The organism is Niallia sp. FSL K6-0212 (genome assembly GCF_038007605.1).
Taxonomy (GTDB): Bacteria; Bacillota; Bacilli; order Bacillales; family Cytobacillaceae; genus Niallia; species Niallia circulans.
The window spans coordinates 32,097-48,270 of sequence record NZ_JBBOXL010000003.1; the positions used below are offsets into that span (position 1 = coordinate 32,097).

The following is a 16,174-nucleotide window of genomic DNA, read 5'->3' on the forward strand; positions in this document are numbered from 1 at the left end:
ACTTCTTTCAAAATGAAAGAAGTTTTTTTTATTTCCCAGACTTACCGAAAGGAATTTTCACCAATCTTAACCGATAAAGGTTTTAAAATAATGTTACAAAACATGGCGTTTTTGGCAAAGGGGGATAGTATTTTCTAATGATACAAATAAATGATTTGGTCAAAATATATAAAACAAAAAAAGAACAAGTCATTGGTGTTGACCATGTTTCTTTATCTATTAAAAGAGGCGAAATATTTGGAATTGTCGGCTATAGTGGAGCAGGTAAAAGCTCTCTGCTTCGCTGTCTCAATTTATTGGAAAAGCCAACCAGTGGAGAAATTATCATTGACAATATTTCTTTAACAAAGTTAAATCAAAAGCAATTAAGAGCTGCTCGCTTAAAAATAGGCATGATCTTTCAACATTTTTACCTTGTTAGTAGTAAAACGGTATATGAAAATATTGCTTTTGCTCTTAAAGCAGCTAATTTACCTTCTAAGAAAATACATAAACGGGTATTAGAGTTGCTTGATATGATGGGGCTGGCAGATAAGAAAGATGTCTTTCCTGCCCAATTAAGTGGAGGACAAAAGCAAAGAGTCGGAATCGCAAGAGCCCTTGCAAATAATCCAACCGTACTTCTTTGTGATGAAGCAACTTCTGCACTTGATCCAACTACAACAAAATCCATTCTTGCGTTATTAAAAAAAATTAATAAGGAACTTGGTTTAACCATCGTTCTAATCACCCATGAAATGGAGGTTGTGAAAGATATTTGTGATCGAATGGCTGTCATGGAAGCAGGGAAGGTAGTGGAAGAAGGTCCAGTTTACGATATGTTTGCAAACCCAAAACAGGAGCTTACTAAAAACTTTGTAAATAGCATTCTTCAATTTGAATTACCTAACCACCTATTAGAAGAAAGAAAAGGGAAAATTATTAAGGTTACCTTTCAAGGTGCCATCGCGGAAGAGGGAATTATCTCGGACGCCTTTCAGCACTATCAGGTGAAGGGAAATATTCTTCATGGAAAAATTGAATATATTCAAAATAATCCCCTTGGTATTTTTATCATGGAATTAACAGGGGAAGAAAAAGAAATTGTAAAAGCGATACAGTATATTAAAGATCGCACCAAAAATGTGGAGGTGATATATCATGCCTCTTAGTCTGGATTGGAATTATTTGATCGAGTTACTTCCCGACTTAAATTCAGCATTTTTTGAAACCTTATATATGGTTGGCATTTCTATTGTTGTGGCTATTATTGTGGGTTTACCGATTGGAATCCTCTTATTTGTAACAGATAAAGGATTGTTTCTCGAAAACACACTATTAAAAAACACGGTGGGCTTTGTTGTAAACATGGTGCGGTCAATCCCTTTCATTATCTTACTAATCGCCCTTTTACCATTAGCAAAATGGATTACCAACACAACGATTGGTCCTACTGCTGCTTCTGTTTCTCTATCTGTTGCTGCGATTCCGTTTTTTGCAAGAATAGTAGAACAAGCTTTTCGTGAAATTGATAAAGGAGTAATTGAAGCTTCCGTTGCTATCGGCGCTTCCCCATGGATGATTATCTGGCAAGTCTTAATACCAGAAGCAAGACCTGGAATTATTCAAGGAATCACTATTACCATTATTAATTTAATTGCCTATTCTGCTATGGCTGGAATAGTCGGCGGCGGCGGTGTAGGTGATCTTGCCATTCAATACGGCTATTATCGCTATGATAATACTGTCATGATTACGACTGTCGTTGTTCTCATTTGCTTAGTTCAAATCATTCAATTCTTTGGGGATAAAATATCCAAGACATTGGATAAGCGTTAATAATCACTTTAAGTTAATAGGAGGAAAAGACAATGAAAAAAATACTTATAGGAATTCTATTATTATTATCATTTACAGTACTTAGTGCTTGCGGACAAGACAAAAACAATGCAGATTCAGGGGAGAAAAAGGAAATTAATATTGGTGCTACTTCTGGTCCCTATGCAGACATGGTTAAAAAGGCAATTAAACCTATTTTAGAAGAGAAAGGCTATAAAGTAGAAGTTACAGAGTTTACAGATTATGTGCAGCCAAATAAAGCTCTAGCCGATGGTAGTATTGATGCGAATCTATTCCAACATAAAATTTATATGGAATCTTTTGCTCAACAAAATAACATAGAGTTATCTGAACTAATTTCTGTTCCAACTGCACCAATGGGTATTTATTCCAAAAAGTTTAAAAGCTTGGAAGATATTACAGATGGGGCAACAATTGCTATTCCTAACGATCCGACCAATGCGGCTCGTGCCTTCTTAATTTTAGAGGAAGCTGGCTTAATTAAAATTGATCAAGCTGCGGATCCACTTACTGTGTCTGAAAAAGATGTGACAAAGAATATTAAAAACCTAAAATTTGAAACAATTGAAGCGGCACAATTACCTCGTGCAGTTGACAGTGTAGATTTATCCGCTGTACCAGGCAACTTCGCCCTAGCAGCAAAAATGAACTTATTAGATGCACTAAAACTAGAAAATATGCTCGATCAATATCGTAATCGTGTTGTTGTTAATACAAAAGACATAGATGCTCCATTCGCTAAAGATATCAAAGCCGCTGTTGAATCAGCAGAATTCGAAAAAGTAATTGATGAGGATTTTAAAGGCTTCGGTAAACCAGAGTGGATGAATCAATAAATTGATGTTACGCAGTTATAAAGAGCGAGGTTTGTTGGGAATTTTTTTCCCGACAAACCTCGCTCTTTTTTTTATGCAAAACGAATAACTGATGGAAGAAAAAGCCCGTTGCCAATTTTCTGATTATTAAAATAAAGTCACATATTCACCATATTTCTTTCACAAATTAGTCACACCTCCCCCCTCTACAACTACAAACTGTATGTTAATATAATGTTGTATTGTGAATCCATTCACATAACAATATAAAGAACATTTATAGGGGGAACTAATCATGAAAATTACACCAAAAGTTTTACTAGCTTCCATCTTAGCAGGAGCACTTTTAACTGCTTGTGGAAATACAGACACAGAACCAAAGAAAGAAGAGAAAAAAGCAGAACAATCAGCTGATGTAGTAACAACAGCTTCAATCGTAAATGAAGCAGATCCACTAGTGAAAGCATTAAGTGCTGATGGAACTTGGATTGTTGCAACACTTCAAGATTTAAAAGTAGACAGTGATATCTTAGTAGCTGGTGAATTCCACGATAAAAATGATGCTGCTAATCCAATCTATCGTAAACTTGCTCTTTATACACAAGATGAAGACCATAACATTATTGATTCCTTCACTTTAACAGCTCCTAAAATGACTGTACAAAGTGAAAATTTCAAAATCCAAGGCGGTACTTTTGTCGGTGATGTTTACGTAGAAGCTAATGGATTTACTATTGACGCTACTGCAAAAGTAGATGGTAATGTTTATTACAAAAGTGATGCATTTAAATCTTCTGCTGTAATTGATGGCGAAGTAACTGGTACACAAGAAGTAAAATAATAGCTTATAATACCTAGCTGGAAATTCAGCTAGGTATTTTTTGTATTTCCTGTATTCTACACTCCCATACTTCCTCAACAAATTAACAAAAATTCCTAATAAATTAATAACACAAATAGATTGACAATTTTCTAATTTAGGAATATCTTTTATATAAAAGTTGCATTAACGAAACTTTTTAAACCAAAGCAAAATCAGGTGAGAAAAATGGACAGAAATCGATCTTTAGAAAAAATTCATTCTAAATCAGCAAAAAGTGTGTTTAGCAAGGAAGTTAAAGGTTGGAAAAAAATCCTTCCGTTTCTAGGACCAGCATTCATTGCGGCAATTGCCTACATTGATCCAGGAAACTTCGCAACGAATATTGCTGCTGGATCAAAATATGGATACTTATTATTATGGGTTATTCTTTTTTCTAATATTATGGCGTTAATTATTCAATCCTTATCAGCAAAATTAGGTATCGCTACCGGTAAAAATTTAGCAGAGATAGCACGAGAGGAATTTCCCAAGCCTGTATCTATCGGCTTGTGGATACAAGGTGAGCTTGTCATTATGGCAACAGATTTAGCAGAGTTTATTGGTGCAGCACTTGGTATTTATCTTCTCTTTGGTATTCCTTTACTGGAAGCTAGTCTGATTGCTGCTGTAGGATCTTTTGCTATTCTTGAATTACAAAGACGGGGATACCGTTCTCTAGAAGCAGGAATTACTGCGATGCTATTTATTGTTGTCCTTTCTTTTATTGTACAAATGTTCTTTGCGAATCCAGATGTTCCATCTTTATTACATGGGTTATTCACTCCACAATTTGATGGATTAGATAGCGTAATTTTAGCTGCTGGGATCCTTGGGGCTACAGTAATGCCACATGCGATTTACTTACATTCTGCATTAACACAGAATAGAATTGTTGGGGAAACGGATAAAGAGAAAAAGCAAATCTTCCGCTTTGAATTTATCGATATCCTTATTGCCATGTTGATTGCAGGATTTATTAATGGGGCAATGCTTATCGTCTCTAGTGCATTATTCCATAAAAATGGATTATTTGTAGAAGATTTAGATGTAGCTTTTAACTATTTTGGACAGTTAGTAAATCCCGTTTCAGCAACTTTATTTGGACTTGGTTTATTAATTGCTGGATTATCCAGTTCATCTGTAGGAACGATGTCTGGAGATGTTATTATGCAAGGATTTATTCATTTTCGCATTCCTTTATATGTAAGAAGATTTATTACAATGGTGCCTCCTATTGCTGTCATTGCATTAGGTATTAATCCAACAACTGCACTAGTAATAAGTCAAGTAATTTTATCATTTGGAATTGGTTTTGCTCTTATTCCATTAATAATGTTTACTAGTTCAAAACGTATCATGGGAAACCTAGTCAATACAAAATGGATTACGATTATTTCATGGGTTATGGCTATTTTAATTGTTGGATTGAATATTTTTATTCTCGTACAAACATTTCAGTAAAACAGGAATCTTATAAAGGCGAATCTAAATCTTTTTCGTATAAAAGAAGCAGAATAACAACACTAAAAAATCCTAAAACATTTTTTGTTTGTCCCAGCTTCTTAGAAATGAACCAAAGAAACAACAGGCGATCCTAAAAGTCGCCTGTTGTTTCATATAGAATTATTTCTTTTTAATCGATCCACATGCGATTCTTTCGCCTGAATCCCCTGCTGGTTGAGTCATTCCGTCATCTTGTTGTTCGGTAATAACGATTGAAGTCCCTTTTTTGCTGAATAAAGAATTTTTTCCATCTCTAAGGGTTACTTGTGGTGCCATTAGCTCAGCTTTTACGGTTCCATCCTCCTTTACCAAGATATTAGGTAAATCACCTGCATGGGCACCTTCTGGGTGAAGTAAACCATGTTCTTTATTATCTGGATTAAAGTGATTGCCTGCCGATTGAAAATCTGGAGCATCACATTTATTTGTTTCATGTATATGAATACCATGGATTCCTGGAGTTAGACCTTTTAAGTTTAAAGATAATTTTACTCCGTCAGCATGCTCCTGCAATTTAATTGTTCCTAAAGAGTCTCCCACATCATTAAACATTTCTACCTCTGCTTTTGTCACTTCCCCCTCCGCACAGCCGGTTAGGAAAATGGTTATCAGCACTAATAAACTCAGTTTTCTCATCTTTTTTCCTCCATGGACGGTTTGGTATTAATATTTGAAAAAAGACTCCTTATTATGCAGTTATTCTCGTTTATCAAACTATAGCCTTTGTGATACTATTAAAGGAAAGAAAATCTGGAGGGATTAGATTGTCAGAACTAGCTATCGGTTCCATCGTCACCGCTTTTTATAAAACTGGAAAATACATCGGGGAAATTACAGAGATTCGTCCTCAAAGTTATTTAGTACGGGTTCTTGCGGTCTTAAAGCATCCGATGCAAGGGGATTTGCATCAGCCAAAAGAGGCCATAGTTGATATTTTCCATGAAAGAAAAGCCCTTTCTTACCGAGAACAGATGAATGCTCCAAAGAAAATGGTCAAGCAATATAAGGAAGAATCCATTCCTTCTTATAATGATTCCCTACAAACAGCTATCGAAAAAATGCGTAAAGAGCTTCAAGAAGATGATTCTGCTTTCGCTATTCAAAGTTTAAAAAACTTGGAAATACTTAATGCAGAATATTATAAAATCGTTTAGAAGAAAATAACAAAAAGACGAGGAATGTATTCTTCGTCTTTTTTATGCAAACTTATTAAATAATTTAGACATATCAATTAAGTCTCCAATGGTTGGTTGATTAGATTTCCCCAAGTACTTCTTATCTTGCTCAACAAGTTTAAAAATATGATAAGTGGTTAAGGCATCATCTAAAGCACGATGATGTTTCCCAGTTCCCTCTCTGCCATATTCCCTAACTGCTTTCCATAAGCCTGTTTGGTTTTTATCACCAAAAAACCGCTTATATTCCATCGATAAATCAACTTCTTTACAAGATAGAATAAAGGGAAGTTGTGCTTTATGACAATTATCCTTTAGCACTTTCATATCCATGTTTCCCCATGTAACAATAATATTTTGATATCCGTTACAAATTGCCTCAAGCTTTTTCATTAGATCGTATAAAGATATCCCGTTATTTACTTGTTCTTGTGAAATATGTAGAAAAGATTTGCATCTCCTTGAAAGGGTTGAAAACTTACGGGGTACTACATATGAAGAAAACTGTTCCCTTATGGTATCACCAACAACGGCTACAATACCAACTTCAATAATTTCTGGATAAAACCCCTTAAACTTACTACTTTTCTCTGGCATGGTGAATTCAAAGTCAATAAATAAATACTGTTGCTTTTCCATTCTTTCACCTTCTTTTTTATCGATATTTCACATGAATCATCCTGTCTAAACCGTTCTTTCTTCTATGCATCTCGATAAACTAGCTGTCTTTTATTTATCTATATTATAACAGAATATCACTTAACCTTTTTAATTTTCTGTACTTTTATCTTTATTTTTTTTATTAACTTATCAGATCCATTTATTGGTTCTATGCAGAAATGCAACGTAAAAAAACACAGGATAGCTCTCCTGTTTAAATATAGTTTGGGAATACGAAAGACTGCTTCCATTTGGATATTTATGAAATAAACAAGTTTTCCCCTTACACATATTTTTCCTTCTACTGCAGAACATAAAAAAAGAACAACCCTTAATAAACGGCTGTCCCTTTTCGCTGCATTATTCTTCTGCGATTATCCTGATATATTCTCTTGGTTGAAAAGGAATCATCGTTTCATCGAAAAAAGGAGAGTTTGCCTCTTCTATGAAAAGAAGTTCCTCCAGTGAATAAAACTCTCTTTTTTGGAAGTTGTCCAATAAAATTCCAACAAAAAGACATAGAGAAAATAGACAAATGGAAATTTTTACCTTTATTTTCAATTGCATAGTATACCACCTCACCATTAGTTTGAGCAAAAAGGGGGATGTTTTACACAAAAAACAAAAAATTTTTTTCCTGTTTTAGACCATGTTTCTACCTATTTAATAGAAAGGTTTAGTCTTAACTTAATTTCTAGTTTCCTATATGCAGAGCGTTTTTTTTTGCGTTATACTTTAACATGTTCAATCATTTCAAGCGTCTTTTAGCAAAGTTTAAGGAGGGGTTAATTTGTCTATTCTTCACTGGGCTGTACTTGCACCATTTTTATACACCCTATTAATACCAATCACATTTATATTTAGGAAAAAAATACATACAGGATGGTTTGTTCTTCTACTTCCCTTGCTGTTGTTTATTTATTTTTGCCGAAACATTGGGACAACCTCAAATTTACATACGAAAGTAGAATCAATCCCCTGGATCCCATCACTAGGAATTGATTTCGCTGTAAAATTAGACGGTCTTGGCATACTATTTGCCTTATTAATAACTGGAATCGGTTCTCTTGTTATTCTTTATTCCATTTATTATTTGGATAAAAACAAAGAGAAGGTCAATCATTTCTATGTATATCTTCTGTTATTCATGGGAGCAATGCTCGGGGTCGTCTTATCTGATAATCTCATTGTTCTTTATATGTTCTGGGAAATTACAAGTATTTCTTCGTTCCTTTTAATAGGTTTTTGGAATAATCGAAGTAATTCGCGATATGGTGCAATCAAATCAATGGTTATTACCGTATTTGGTGGTCTTTCCTTATTAGCAGGGATTGTCCTACTTTACCTAATGACCGGTTCCTTTACTATTTCAGAAATAATTACTTCTGTTCAACAAGAATCTATTATGTCTCATCCGTTATTTATTTTAGGGATGATTTGCATCTTACTTGGAGCATTTACAAAATCGGCCCAATTTCCCTTTCATATTTGGCTGCCTGATGCAATGGAAGCTCCAACACCAGTCAGCAGTTATTTGCATTCCGCTACAATGGTTAAAGCTGGAATATATCTTGTGGCCCGTTTAAGTCCTGTCTTTGCAGTGTCTGGTTATTGGCTGTGGATTGTATCACTTGTCGGGATTGTTACACTGATATATGGATCTTTTATGGCGATAAAACAAGTAGACTTAAAAGGTCTTCTCGCATACTCAACCATTAGTCAGCTCGGAATGATTATGTCTTTACTAGGGATTGGAGCTGCTGGTGTCCACTATGACAATGAAAGTGTGTATTACATTGCTACAGCTGCTGCAGTCTTCCATCTTGTCAACCATGCAACCTTTAAAGGAAGTTTGTTTATGATGGTTGGAATTGTTGACCATGAAACTGGAACAAGAGATATTCGCCGTTTAGGCGGCCTGATGAAAATTATGCCTATCACATTTGCTATCGCATTAGTCGGCTCGATGTCTATGGCTGGAATCCCCCCATTTAATGGATTTCTAAGCAAAGAGATGTTCTTTGCAAGCATGTTAAATATTCTTGATTTCCAAATGTTTAACCTAGATACATGGGGAGTTTTATTACCTGTCATCGCCTGGGTCGGCAGCATCTTTACATTTGTCTATAGCATGATTCTTGTATTTAAAACTTTCACTGGAAAATATCAACCAGAAAAATTATCTGCTAAACCACATGAAGCACCAATGGGTATGCTGATTTCACCCATTATCTTAGTATCACTTGTTGTCATATTTGGATTATTTCCTGGGCTTCTATCCAATACCATTCTTTCTCCTGCTATTACATCTATTTATGGCGGAGGCGTTTATGATCTGCATATCTATCACTGGCATGGATTTGAACCTGAGTTATTTATGACAATTGGGGTCATTGTATTGGGAATAATTCTCTATTTAACAGTGGGAAAATGGTCTGTTATCTATCAAGCCATTCCTGTTATTTGGAATCGAATATATGATTGGTTATTTGGCGAAACAGAAAATGGATTTAACAAGCTGACAAACAGATATATGACAGGTTCCTTGCGCACCTATCTCATTTATATCTTTTCTTTCTTTATCCTAATCCTTTCTTATACTTTATTTGCAAAGGATGGATTTACAATAGACACTTCCCGACTAGCACCAATTGGTGGATACGAAGTAGTGCTGTCGCTTGTTCTGGTGATTTCCACCATAGCTATACTATTTGCTAAATCCCGTTTGACCTCTATTATTCTTTTAGGGGCAGTCGGATATACCGTTTCTTTATTTTACGTAGTATTTCGCGCACCTGACCTTGCTTTAACTCAATTAGTTATTGAAACAGTTTCCGTTGCTTTATTCTTATTGTGTTTTTACCATTTACCTAGAAATGCTAGAAAAAAGGAAAGTATTCCTTTCAAATTATCAAACGCAGTCATTTCCGTACTAGTAGGACTCGTAGTGATGGTTATTGCGATTGCCTCCTATAGCACGAAACTGTTCGATTCCATTTCTCAATTTTATGTGGAGAATACTTATACGAAAGCAGCAGGAGAAAACATGGTAAATGTTATCTTAGTGGATTTCAGGGGATTTGATACACTCTTTGAAATTACAGTATTAGCTATTGCTGCTATTGGTATTTATTCGATGATAACTTTGAGAATGGGAGGAAAGAAAAATGAAAATAAATAATTTAGTTTTACAAACCATTACAAAAGTCATTGTCTTTTTGATACTTCTGTATGCAGTTGATCTCTTTTTTTCTGGTCACTATACACCAGGCGGAGGCTTTATCGGCGGATTAATGGCAAGTGGAGCAATAGTTCTATTGCTGATAGCTTATGATTTAAAATTAGTAAAAAAAATCTTCCCTGTTAATTTTATCTATGTTACTGCAATAGGCTTGCTGATAAGCACTTTAACAGGAATGATTGCCGTATTAGATGGGAAACCATTTTTAACGCATTTTTTTAATAAACATGCGCACTTGCCTTTATTAGGAGAAACGTCCCTTCACACTGCTGCACTGTTTGATCTCGGGGTTTTCCTAGTAGTAGTGGGAGTTACAATGACCATTATTCAAACGATTGGAGAGGATGACTAATGGAATTCTTAATGGCATTCATTATCGGCATTTTATTTATGTGTGCGACGTATTTAATTCTTTCTAAGAGTCTATTGCGCATTATTATTGGAACTGGCCTTCTTAGCCATGGGGTTCACTTATTAATATTAACGATGGGTGGTTTAAAGAAAGGTGCTGCTCCTCTCTTAGGTCAGCATGCTGACAGTTATTCTGACCCGTTACCCCAAGCATTAATATTAACTGCGATTGTTATTAGCTTTGGTGTCACTTCCTTCTTATTAGTACTTGCATACAGAACTTATCAAGAATTAGGGACAGATAATTTGGAGAAATTGAGAGGGAAAAAGCATGAGTAATTTAATTCTATTTCCAATTTTAATTCCTTTACTCACAGGAATCATGTTGATTTTCTTTTATAAGAAGACCATCTTACAACGGATTATTTCCTTATTGAGCACTAGTGTTTCGATTATTATTGTGCTATTTATAATAGATAAAATCAAAAACGAGGGAATTCAAACAGTAAATTTGAGTAATTGGGATGCTCCGTTTGGGATAACGATTGTATCAGATATGGTATCAGCACTTCTTGTGTTAACAACAAATATAATCGCCTTTTGTTGTATCCTCTACTCCTTTAAGGGAATCGATAGAGAAAGGGAAAATTACTTTTATTACGCTATGATTCAATTTCTCTTAGTTGGTGTTATTGGTGCGTTTTCAACTGGCGATATCTTTAACTTGTTTGTATTCTTTGAAGTAATGTTAATGGCTTCCTATGTACTACTTGTTCTTGGAAATACAAAAATTCAATTAAGAGAAACAGTAAAATACATTATTGTAAATGTTGTCGCTTCTGCACTCTTCGTTATTGCCGTTGCCTATATTTATTCTGTTGTTGGCACTTTAAATATGGCGTCTATTTCAGAACGAATCAGCGAAGTGGATGGATCAGGCATATTAACGGTCATAGCTGTCCTGTTCTTAATCGTTTTTGGATTAAAAGGAGCTCTCTTCCCGTTATTTTTCTGGCTTCCAGGATCTTATTATGCCGCTCCAATACCGATACTTGCATTATTTGGAGCGCTATTAACAAAAGTTGGAGTTTATTCGATTGCCCGGACGTACTCCCTCTTCTTCTATGAAGATTCTTATGTCTTTACATTATTAGGTAGCCTTTCTCTACTAACCATTATTTTAGGAGCAATTGGAGCAATTGCCTATAATGATGTCAAAAAAATTATTATCTATAATATCGTTACGGCAATTGGGGTTATCTTGTATGGATTCTCTATTTTTAATAGTACTTCCTTAAATGGATCGATTTTCTACCTTTTACATGACATGGTTATTAAAGGAGCACTGTTTCTATTAATCGGAATCATGATTTATATTACTGGAACTAGTAATTTAAAATATATGAGTGGCTTAATGAAAAAATATCCTCTACTTACTTGGACTTTCTTTCTTGCAGCACTTGGACTTGCAGGTATTCCGCCATTAAGTGGCTTTATTGGTAAATTACTAATTATCCAGGGAGCGTTTGAAGAAAGTAATTATATTGGAAGTTTTATTGTTGTGCTATCGAGTCTCCTCGTTCTACTATCTGTTATCAAGATATTTGTTAAAGCTTTTTGGGGAGAAGAATCAGATAATATTACTAGAAAGCCTATAAAAACACTTTTACTGCCCGGATGTTTACTAGTCCTTCTTTCTTGTCTAATCGGAATTGGTGCAGAGGTGATTTCACCATATATTTCTCTCGCTGTTGAAAGTTTATTGCAGCCGGAAAACTATATAAATGCCGTATTAAAGGAGTGATGACAATGGCATTTCAATTATTATTAAATTTTGTAATCAGTTTTATTTGGATGTTTCTGAAAGGCTCCTTCGCTCCAGATACGTTTCTAATCGGCTTTATTATCGGATTGATTCTCATTTTTATTACAAGAAGATTTTTCTCCGATAAGTTTTATTTATATAGAGTTGTTTCTATATTAAAGCTTTTAGGTATTTTTCTAAGAGAATTAGTACTTTCTAATATTGCCGTGTTAAAAATAATTCTTCAACCAAGGTTAAAAGTAACGCCGGGTATTTTTGCCCTCGAAACGGATTTAAGAAAGGACTGGGAAATAACGCTACTTTGTAACCTTATCACCCTGACACCTGGAACCCTTGTTGTAGATATTTCAGAAGATAATAAAATCCTATATATTCATGCAATGGATATTAGCGATAAAGAGGCCGCTATCAGCAGTATCAAAAATAGCTTTGAAAAAGCCATACAAGAGGTGAGTATTTGATGTTCCAGACGATTATGCATATATCTTTATTTATTGTTTCTACCTCGACGATTTTATTTATTTATCGAGTTGTAAAGGGACCTTCTACTCCCGATAGAGTAGTCGCTTTAGATGCCATCGGAATCAACCTTGTTGCGATTACTGCTATTTTATCAGTGGTGTTAAAAACATCAGCCTTTTTGGAAGTTATTCTTCTCATTGGTATTTTAGCCTTTATTGGTACGGTAGCTTTCTCGAAGTATCTGGAGAAAGGAGTAATAATCGAAAATGACCGCGACAATCATTAGCATTATCATAGCTATTCTTATTCTCTTAGGAGCCTTATTAAGTCTGGTTGCAAGCATTGGCGTATTACGATTACCTGATGTGTACACAAGAAGTCACGCAGCATCTAAATCTGCGACACTAGGGGTCATGTTTATCCTTCTTGGTGCTTGTCTCTACTTTTTCCAGTCGGAACAAATTTTCAATTCCCGTTTAATTCTTGCCATCGCCTTTATTTTCTTAACATCTCCAGTTGCGGGACAACTTATTATTCGCTCTGCTTATAACAGAAAAATACCAATGGCAGATGAAGCGATAAGAGATGATTTAAAAGAAGCGAGAAACGCTGCTGCGAAAAGCAAATAAGCCCATCATTTGCCTGCGGAACCAATTTTTTTAGCAGGATAAGCTATCGATCATAAGCAAATAATATTCCTGTCCTGTCATTGGACTAATACAGAACAGGAGTACAATAATATGAAAAATATACGTGAAGGATTAATCCCTACTGTTCTTGGAACAGCCGTTACAACTGCTGGCATTGCCATGAAAAAAAATCGTAAAATCGATTCCATGATTTCCAATACAGTCTTTGGATTTGGACTAGCACATGTGGTCTTAGGAACAATTGATCTAATCGAACACCGTAGTAAGTTTTAAGAAACAAATAAAACATCTTAAAGTTATGCATATTTTAAAGACTTGAAATCGAAACAGGCTATTTTTTCCTGATGTGATTTCAAGTCTTTTCTTATTCATAAATTCCCTTTATAAGGAATAGAATAAAAGAAGCAAAATTATGCATGAAAGGAATGGCTACTATGTACCACGCTCGATATTATCATCGTAAAATCCCTACTTTAGCAGCATTCCACCCATATCTTCATTACCCTCTCTATTTTCGAGAACTCCCAGAAGCGAATCCTTCTAAACTCATCAATTCTGCTAAGGATACCCTATCTTTATTGCCTGATGTGGAGACCTGTTTAAAAAAATTTGCTAACTCTCCTGACTTTTCCAAGAATCTCATGAATGCCGCTCAATTATCTAAAACGGAAACAGTGGAGCAATTAATAAAATCAATTGGCGTAAAAGAATCCCCTACAATAGCTTATAATCCTGATGGGATTACATTAAATTTCGACCATAAAAATAAGCCACCCTATTGCTGCTTCTTATCTGTTCAATTGAGATGGCGTTAGCATTTTTTAATTGTTCATAATAGATTATTTCAGGCTGTATAACGTACTGCCTGAAATAATCCGATAAAGAATAAGTGAACTTTATTTTTCTAAAACGCTTTTTGTTATGATTGATTATACCTGTTCAATCATTGCTATATAATTAATTGTACCTTTTACCAAAACAGCTATTCTTCTATCCAATTGATGGATTTTTTAGTAATAAGGATACGGTCCATATGGTCCCGGAGCAAACGGAGCTGGACCAAACGGAACAGGGCCATATGGGACAGGACCAAAAAACGGTCTTGGTCTCACTAAAGCCCCGCCTATTACTCCTCCTAATAAACCACCCACAAAGGGTGCTGCAAACCAGGCTCTTGAATCTTGCTGTGGATATTGATACTGATAAGGGTATCCATACATTCTTCAACATTACCTCCACTCTCATTTTAGACTTATTTCTCTTCTCTATTTTCTATGCGAATGTCCCCCTTTTGGACTGGGCTATCGCCTTATATCGCTAAATTTCTAGAAATAAATGCTTTCTTTGTTAATAAAAAAAGTGCAGGATAGGCATAGGTAATTCCATTAATTTATTCACGCTTAGGTCATTGCTTGTCTATACTATATGGAATAGATGTCGCAGGAGGAATGGTAAAGAAAATGAATTCACTTTTTGATTTCACGAATAAGACGGCAATTATCTCAGGGGGAAGTCGAGGGTTAGGAGAACAAATGGCCAAAACGCTGGGTGAAGCTGGGGCTAACATTGTCATTTGTTCCAGAAACTTAGAACAGTGTACAAAAACTGCTGCTAAATTACAAGATAAAGGAATAAAGGTATTAGCCCTTCCATGCGATGTATCCAAAAAAGAGGATATAGACCATGTTATTAGCCAAACAATCGCCAAATTCCAAACTATAGATATCTTAATTAATAACAGCGGTACTTCCTGGATGGCACCTTTTCTTGATTATCCCGAAGAGAAATGGGATAAAGTACTTGATGTTAATCTCAAAGGATCTTTTTTATTTTCACAGGCAGCTGCTAAAAAAATGGCAGAACAAAAAAAGGGCAAAATAATTAATGTTTCTTCTGTTACCGCATTTAACGGAACTCCGCCGCACTTATTAGATGCAATTGCTTATAACACGAGTAAAGGCGCACTCATTACATTAACCAAAGAATTAGCTATTAAGTTAGCCCGTTATAATATCCAAGTAAATGCGATTGCGCCAGGTTTTTTCCCGACAAGTATTACGACTAAATTAGAAGATAGTAAAAACCTAATTACTGCTGGAATTCCAGCAAGGCGCTTAGGGGAATTAAGTGATTTAGATGGAATTATTCTGCTCTTAGCTGGAGAATCTTCCAATTATATCACAGGACAAACAATTGCCATTGATGGTGGACTTTCCTCTAGTTTATAAAAAAGGGAGTCTAGAAATAAGCTTTAGGATGTTCACTAAAAAAGAAAAGAAAGAGGGATAGGAAAATGGCACACGTTACAATCGATTTTTATGAGTTATTAAAGAAAGGCGGCACTTTATTACAATATCGGTTAAATAACCGTATTAAGAACAGTTTAAATCAAATGTCCATTATTAATTTCACAACTTCAAAAATGAATCCATTAACAAACAAATTAGATCAAATTCAAACTTATACAGAGCAATTAAGTAATTATATGAATCTACCTACTAAAACAGACCTTGCAAACGCAACCCAGTTAATTCTTCAATCAGAAGAAAAAATCGATAATCTTGATGATCAGTTATTTGAATTAACGACAATGATGAAAGAAGTCAAACAACTAATTGAACAATTAAGCATGAATCCTTCTGATGATTACTCCAATCAATTGACAAATATCATCACGGAGCAAGAACAGCGTATTTACACACTTCAAAATGAATTAGTGCAAGCAAAACAACAATTGGATTCACAAAAAGACGAACTCAGCTTTTCTACTATTTCCAATCAGGCGATATAA

At 35.0% G+C, this 16,174-nt stretch carries 21 protein-coding genes; 17 read left to right on the forward strand and 4 right to left on the reverse strand.

What is annotated here, in order from left to right; all coding sequences use genetic code 11:
* The first annotated feature begins 137 nt into the window (after positions 1 to 137).
* The 5 genes from MHH96_RS24850 to MHH96_RS24870 all read left to right on the forward strand — a co-directional run bounded on the left by MHH96_RS24850 (position 138) and on the right by MHH96_RS24870 (position 4,977).
* Positions 138 to 1,151, forward strand: a complete 1,014-nt coding sequence (locus MHH96_RS24850; protein ID WP_341118293.1) for a methionine ABC transporter ATP-binding protein — start codon at positions 138 to 140, stop codon at positions 1,149 to 1,151.
* Positions 1,141 to 1,818 (forward strand): methionine ABC transporter permease, encoded by a 678-nt coding sequence (locus MHH96_RS24855; RefSeq protein ID WP_061799039.1) that lies wholly within the window; start codon positions 1,141 to 1,143, stop codon positions 1,816 to 1,818. The genes MHH96_RS24850 and MHH96_RS24855 overlap by 11 nt, the downstream gene beginning before the upstream one ends.
* A 32-nt stretch (positions 1,819 to 1,850) precedes the next feature.
* Positions 1,851 to 2,675 (forward strand): MetQ/NlpA family ABC transporter substrate-binding protein, encoded by an 825-nt coding sequence (locus tag MHH96_RS24860; RefSeq protein ID WP_328283367.1) that lies wholly within the window; start codon positions 1,851 to 1,853, stop codon positions 2,673 to 2,675.
* A 274-nt stretch (positions 2,676 to 2,949) separates the two neighbouring features.
* On the forward strand, positions 2,950 to 3,495 hold the full coding sequence (locus MHH96_RS24865) for a polymer-forming cytoskeletal protein (RefSeq protein ID WP_061799041.1): 546 nt from the start codon (positions 2,950 to 2,952) through the stop codon (positions 3,493 to 3,495).
* 207 nt (positions 3,496 to 3,702) lie between these two features.
* The gene (locus MHH96_RS24870; protein ID WP_061799043.1) at positions 3,703 to 4,977 is read left to right on the forward strand and encodes an Nramp family divalent metal transporter; all 1,275 of its coding nucleotides are present in this window, start codon (positions 3,703 to 3,705) and stop codon (positions 4,975 to 4,977) included.
* A gap of 162 nt (positions 4,978 to 5,139) precedes the next feature.
* Here MHH96_RS24870 and MHH96_RS24875 read toward each other — a convergent pair whose 3' ends face one another.
* A complete protein-coding gene (locus MHH96_RS24875; RefSeq protein ID WP_061799045.1) occupies positions 5,140 to 5,655 on the reverse strand; it encodes a superoxide dismutase family protein in 516 nt (171 codons plus the stop codon).
* A gap of 128 nt (positions 5,656 to 5,783) precedes the next feature.
* On the opposite strand from MHH96_RS24875, the gene MHH96_RS24880 reads away from it, so the two are divergent.
* Entirely contained in the window at positions 5,784 to 6,173 is a 390-nt protein-coding gene (locus MHH96_RS24880; protein WP_061799047.1) for a kinase-associated lipoprotein B, read from the forward strand.
* A 42-nt stretch (positions 6,174 to 6,215) separates the two neighbouring features.
* On the opposite strand, the gene kapD is transcribed toward MHH96_RS24880, so the two are convergent.
* The gene (gene kapD, locus MHH96_RS24885) at positions 6,216 to 6,833 is read right to left on the reverse strand and encodes a 3'-5' exonuclease KapD (protein ID WP_047942214.1); all 618 of its coding nucleotides are present in this window, start codon (positions 6,831 to 6,833) and stop codon (positions 6,216 to 6,218) included.
* Between the two features lie 381 nt (positions 6,834 to 7,214).
* Entirely contained in the window at positions 7,215 to 7,421 is a 207-nt protein-coding gene (locus MHH96_RS24890; protein WP_061799049.1) for a hypothetical protein, read from the reverse strand.
* A gap of 223 nt (positions 7,422 to 7,644) precedes the next feature.
* Between MHH96_RS24890 and MHH96_RS24895 the strand changes: the two genes are divergently transcribed.
* From MHH96_RS24895 to MHH96_RS24935, 9 genes are all read left to right on the forward strand, one after another.
* On the forward strand, positions 7,645 to 10,035 hold the full coding sequence (locus MHH96_RS24895; RefSeq protein WP_328283366.1) for a Na+/H+ antiporter subunit A: 2,391 nt from the start codon (positions 7,645 to 7,647) through the stop codon (positions 10,033 to 10,035).
* Positions 10,022 to 10,447: a Na(+)/H(+) antiporter subunit B gene (locus MHH96_RS24900; RefSeq protein ID WP_047942218.1), complete on the forward strand. Its 426-nt coding sequence runs from the start codon at positions 10,022 to 10,024 to the stop codon at positions 10,445 to 10,447. The genes MHH96_RS24895 and MHH96_RS24900 overlap by 14 nt, the downstream gene beginning before the upstream one ends.
* On the forward strand, positions 10,447 to 10,785 hold the full coding sequence (locus MHH96_RS24905; RefSeq protein WP_047942219.1) for a Na(+)/H(+) antiporter subunit C: 339 nt from the start codon (positions 10,447 to 10,449) through the stop codon (positions 10,783 to 10,785). The genes MHH96_RS24900 and MHH96_RS24905 overlap by 1 nt, the downstream gene beginning before the upstream one ends.
* Positions 10,778 to 12,250: a Na+/H+ antiporter subunit D gene (locus MHH96_RS24910; RefSeq protein WP_144546591.1), complete on the forward strand. Its 1,473-nt coding sequence runs from the start codon at positions 10,778 to 10,780 to the stop codon at positions 12,248 to 12,250. The genes MHH96_RS24905 and MHH96_RS24910 overlap by 8 nt, the downstream gene beginning before the upstream one ends.
* 5 nt (positions 12,251 to 12,255) lie before the next feature.
* Positions 12,256 to 12,732, forward strand: a complete 477-nt coding sequence (locus tag MHH96_RS24915; protein ID WP_095259318.1) for a Na+/H+ antiporter subunit E — start codon at positions 12,256 to 12,258, stop codon at positions 12,730 to 12,732.
* Complete coding sequence (locus MHH96_RS24920; RefSeq protein ID WP_047942223.1) at positions 12,732 to 13,019, forward strand: Na(+)/H(+) antiporter subunit F1; 288 nt, start codon at positions 12,732 to 12,734, stop codon at positions 13,017 to 13,019. Before MHH96_RS24915 ends, MHH96_RS24920 begins: the two co-directional genes overlap by 1 nt.
* Entirely contained in the window at positions 13,000 to 13,362 is a 363-nt protein-coding gene (mnhG, locus tag MHH96_RS24925) for a monovalent cation/H(+) antiporter subunit G (protein ID WP_095259317.1), read from the forward strand. Before MHH96_RS24920 ends, mnhG begins: the two co-directional genes overlap by 20 nt.
* A 111-nt stretch (positions 13,363 to 13,473) precedes the next feature.
* Positions 13,474 to 13,656, forward strand: a complete 183-nt coding sequence (locus MHH96_RS24930; protein ID WP_047942225.1) for a hypothetical protein — start codon at positions 13,474 to 13,476, stop codon at positions 13,654 to 13,656.
* A 143-nt stretch (positions 13,657 to 13,799) separates the two neighbouring features.
* The gene (locus MHH96_RS24935; protein WP_144546589.1) at positions 13,800 to 14,198 is read left to right on the forward strand and encodes a hypothetical protein; all 399 of its coding nucleotides are present in this window, start codon (positions 13,800 to 13,802) and stop codon (positions 14,196 to 14,198) included.
* Between the two features lie 195 nt (positions 14,199 to 14,393).
* Here MHH96_RS24935 and MHH96_RS24940 read toward each other — a convergent pair whose 3' ends face one another.
* A complete protein-coding gene (locus tag MHH96_RS24940; RefSeq protein WP_061799055.1) occupies positions 14,394 to 14,603 on the reverse strand; it encodes a hypothetical protein in 210 nt (69 codons plus the stop codon).
* 240 nt (positions 14,604 to 14,843) lie between these two features.
* On the opposite strand from MHH96_RS24940, the gene MHH96_RS24945 reads away from it, so the two are divergent.
* Entirely contained in the window at positions 14,844 to 15,611 is a 768-nt protein-coding gene (locus tag MHH96_RS24945) for a glucose 1-dehydrogenase (RefSeq protein WP_061799057.1), read from the forward strand.
* Between the two features lie 65 nt (positions 15,612 to 15,676).
* The gene (locus MHH96_RS24950; RefSeq protein WP_144546588.1) at positions 15,677 to 16,174 is read left to right on the forward strand and encodes a hypothetical protein; all 498 of its coding nucleotides are present in this window, start codon (positions 15,677 to 15,679) and stop codon (positions 16,172 to 16,174) included.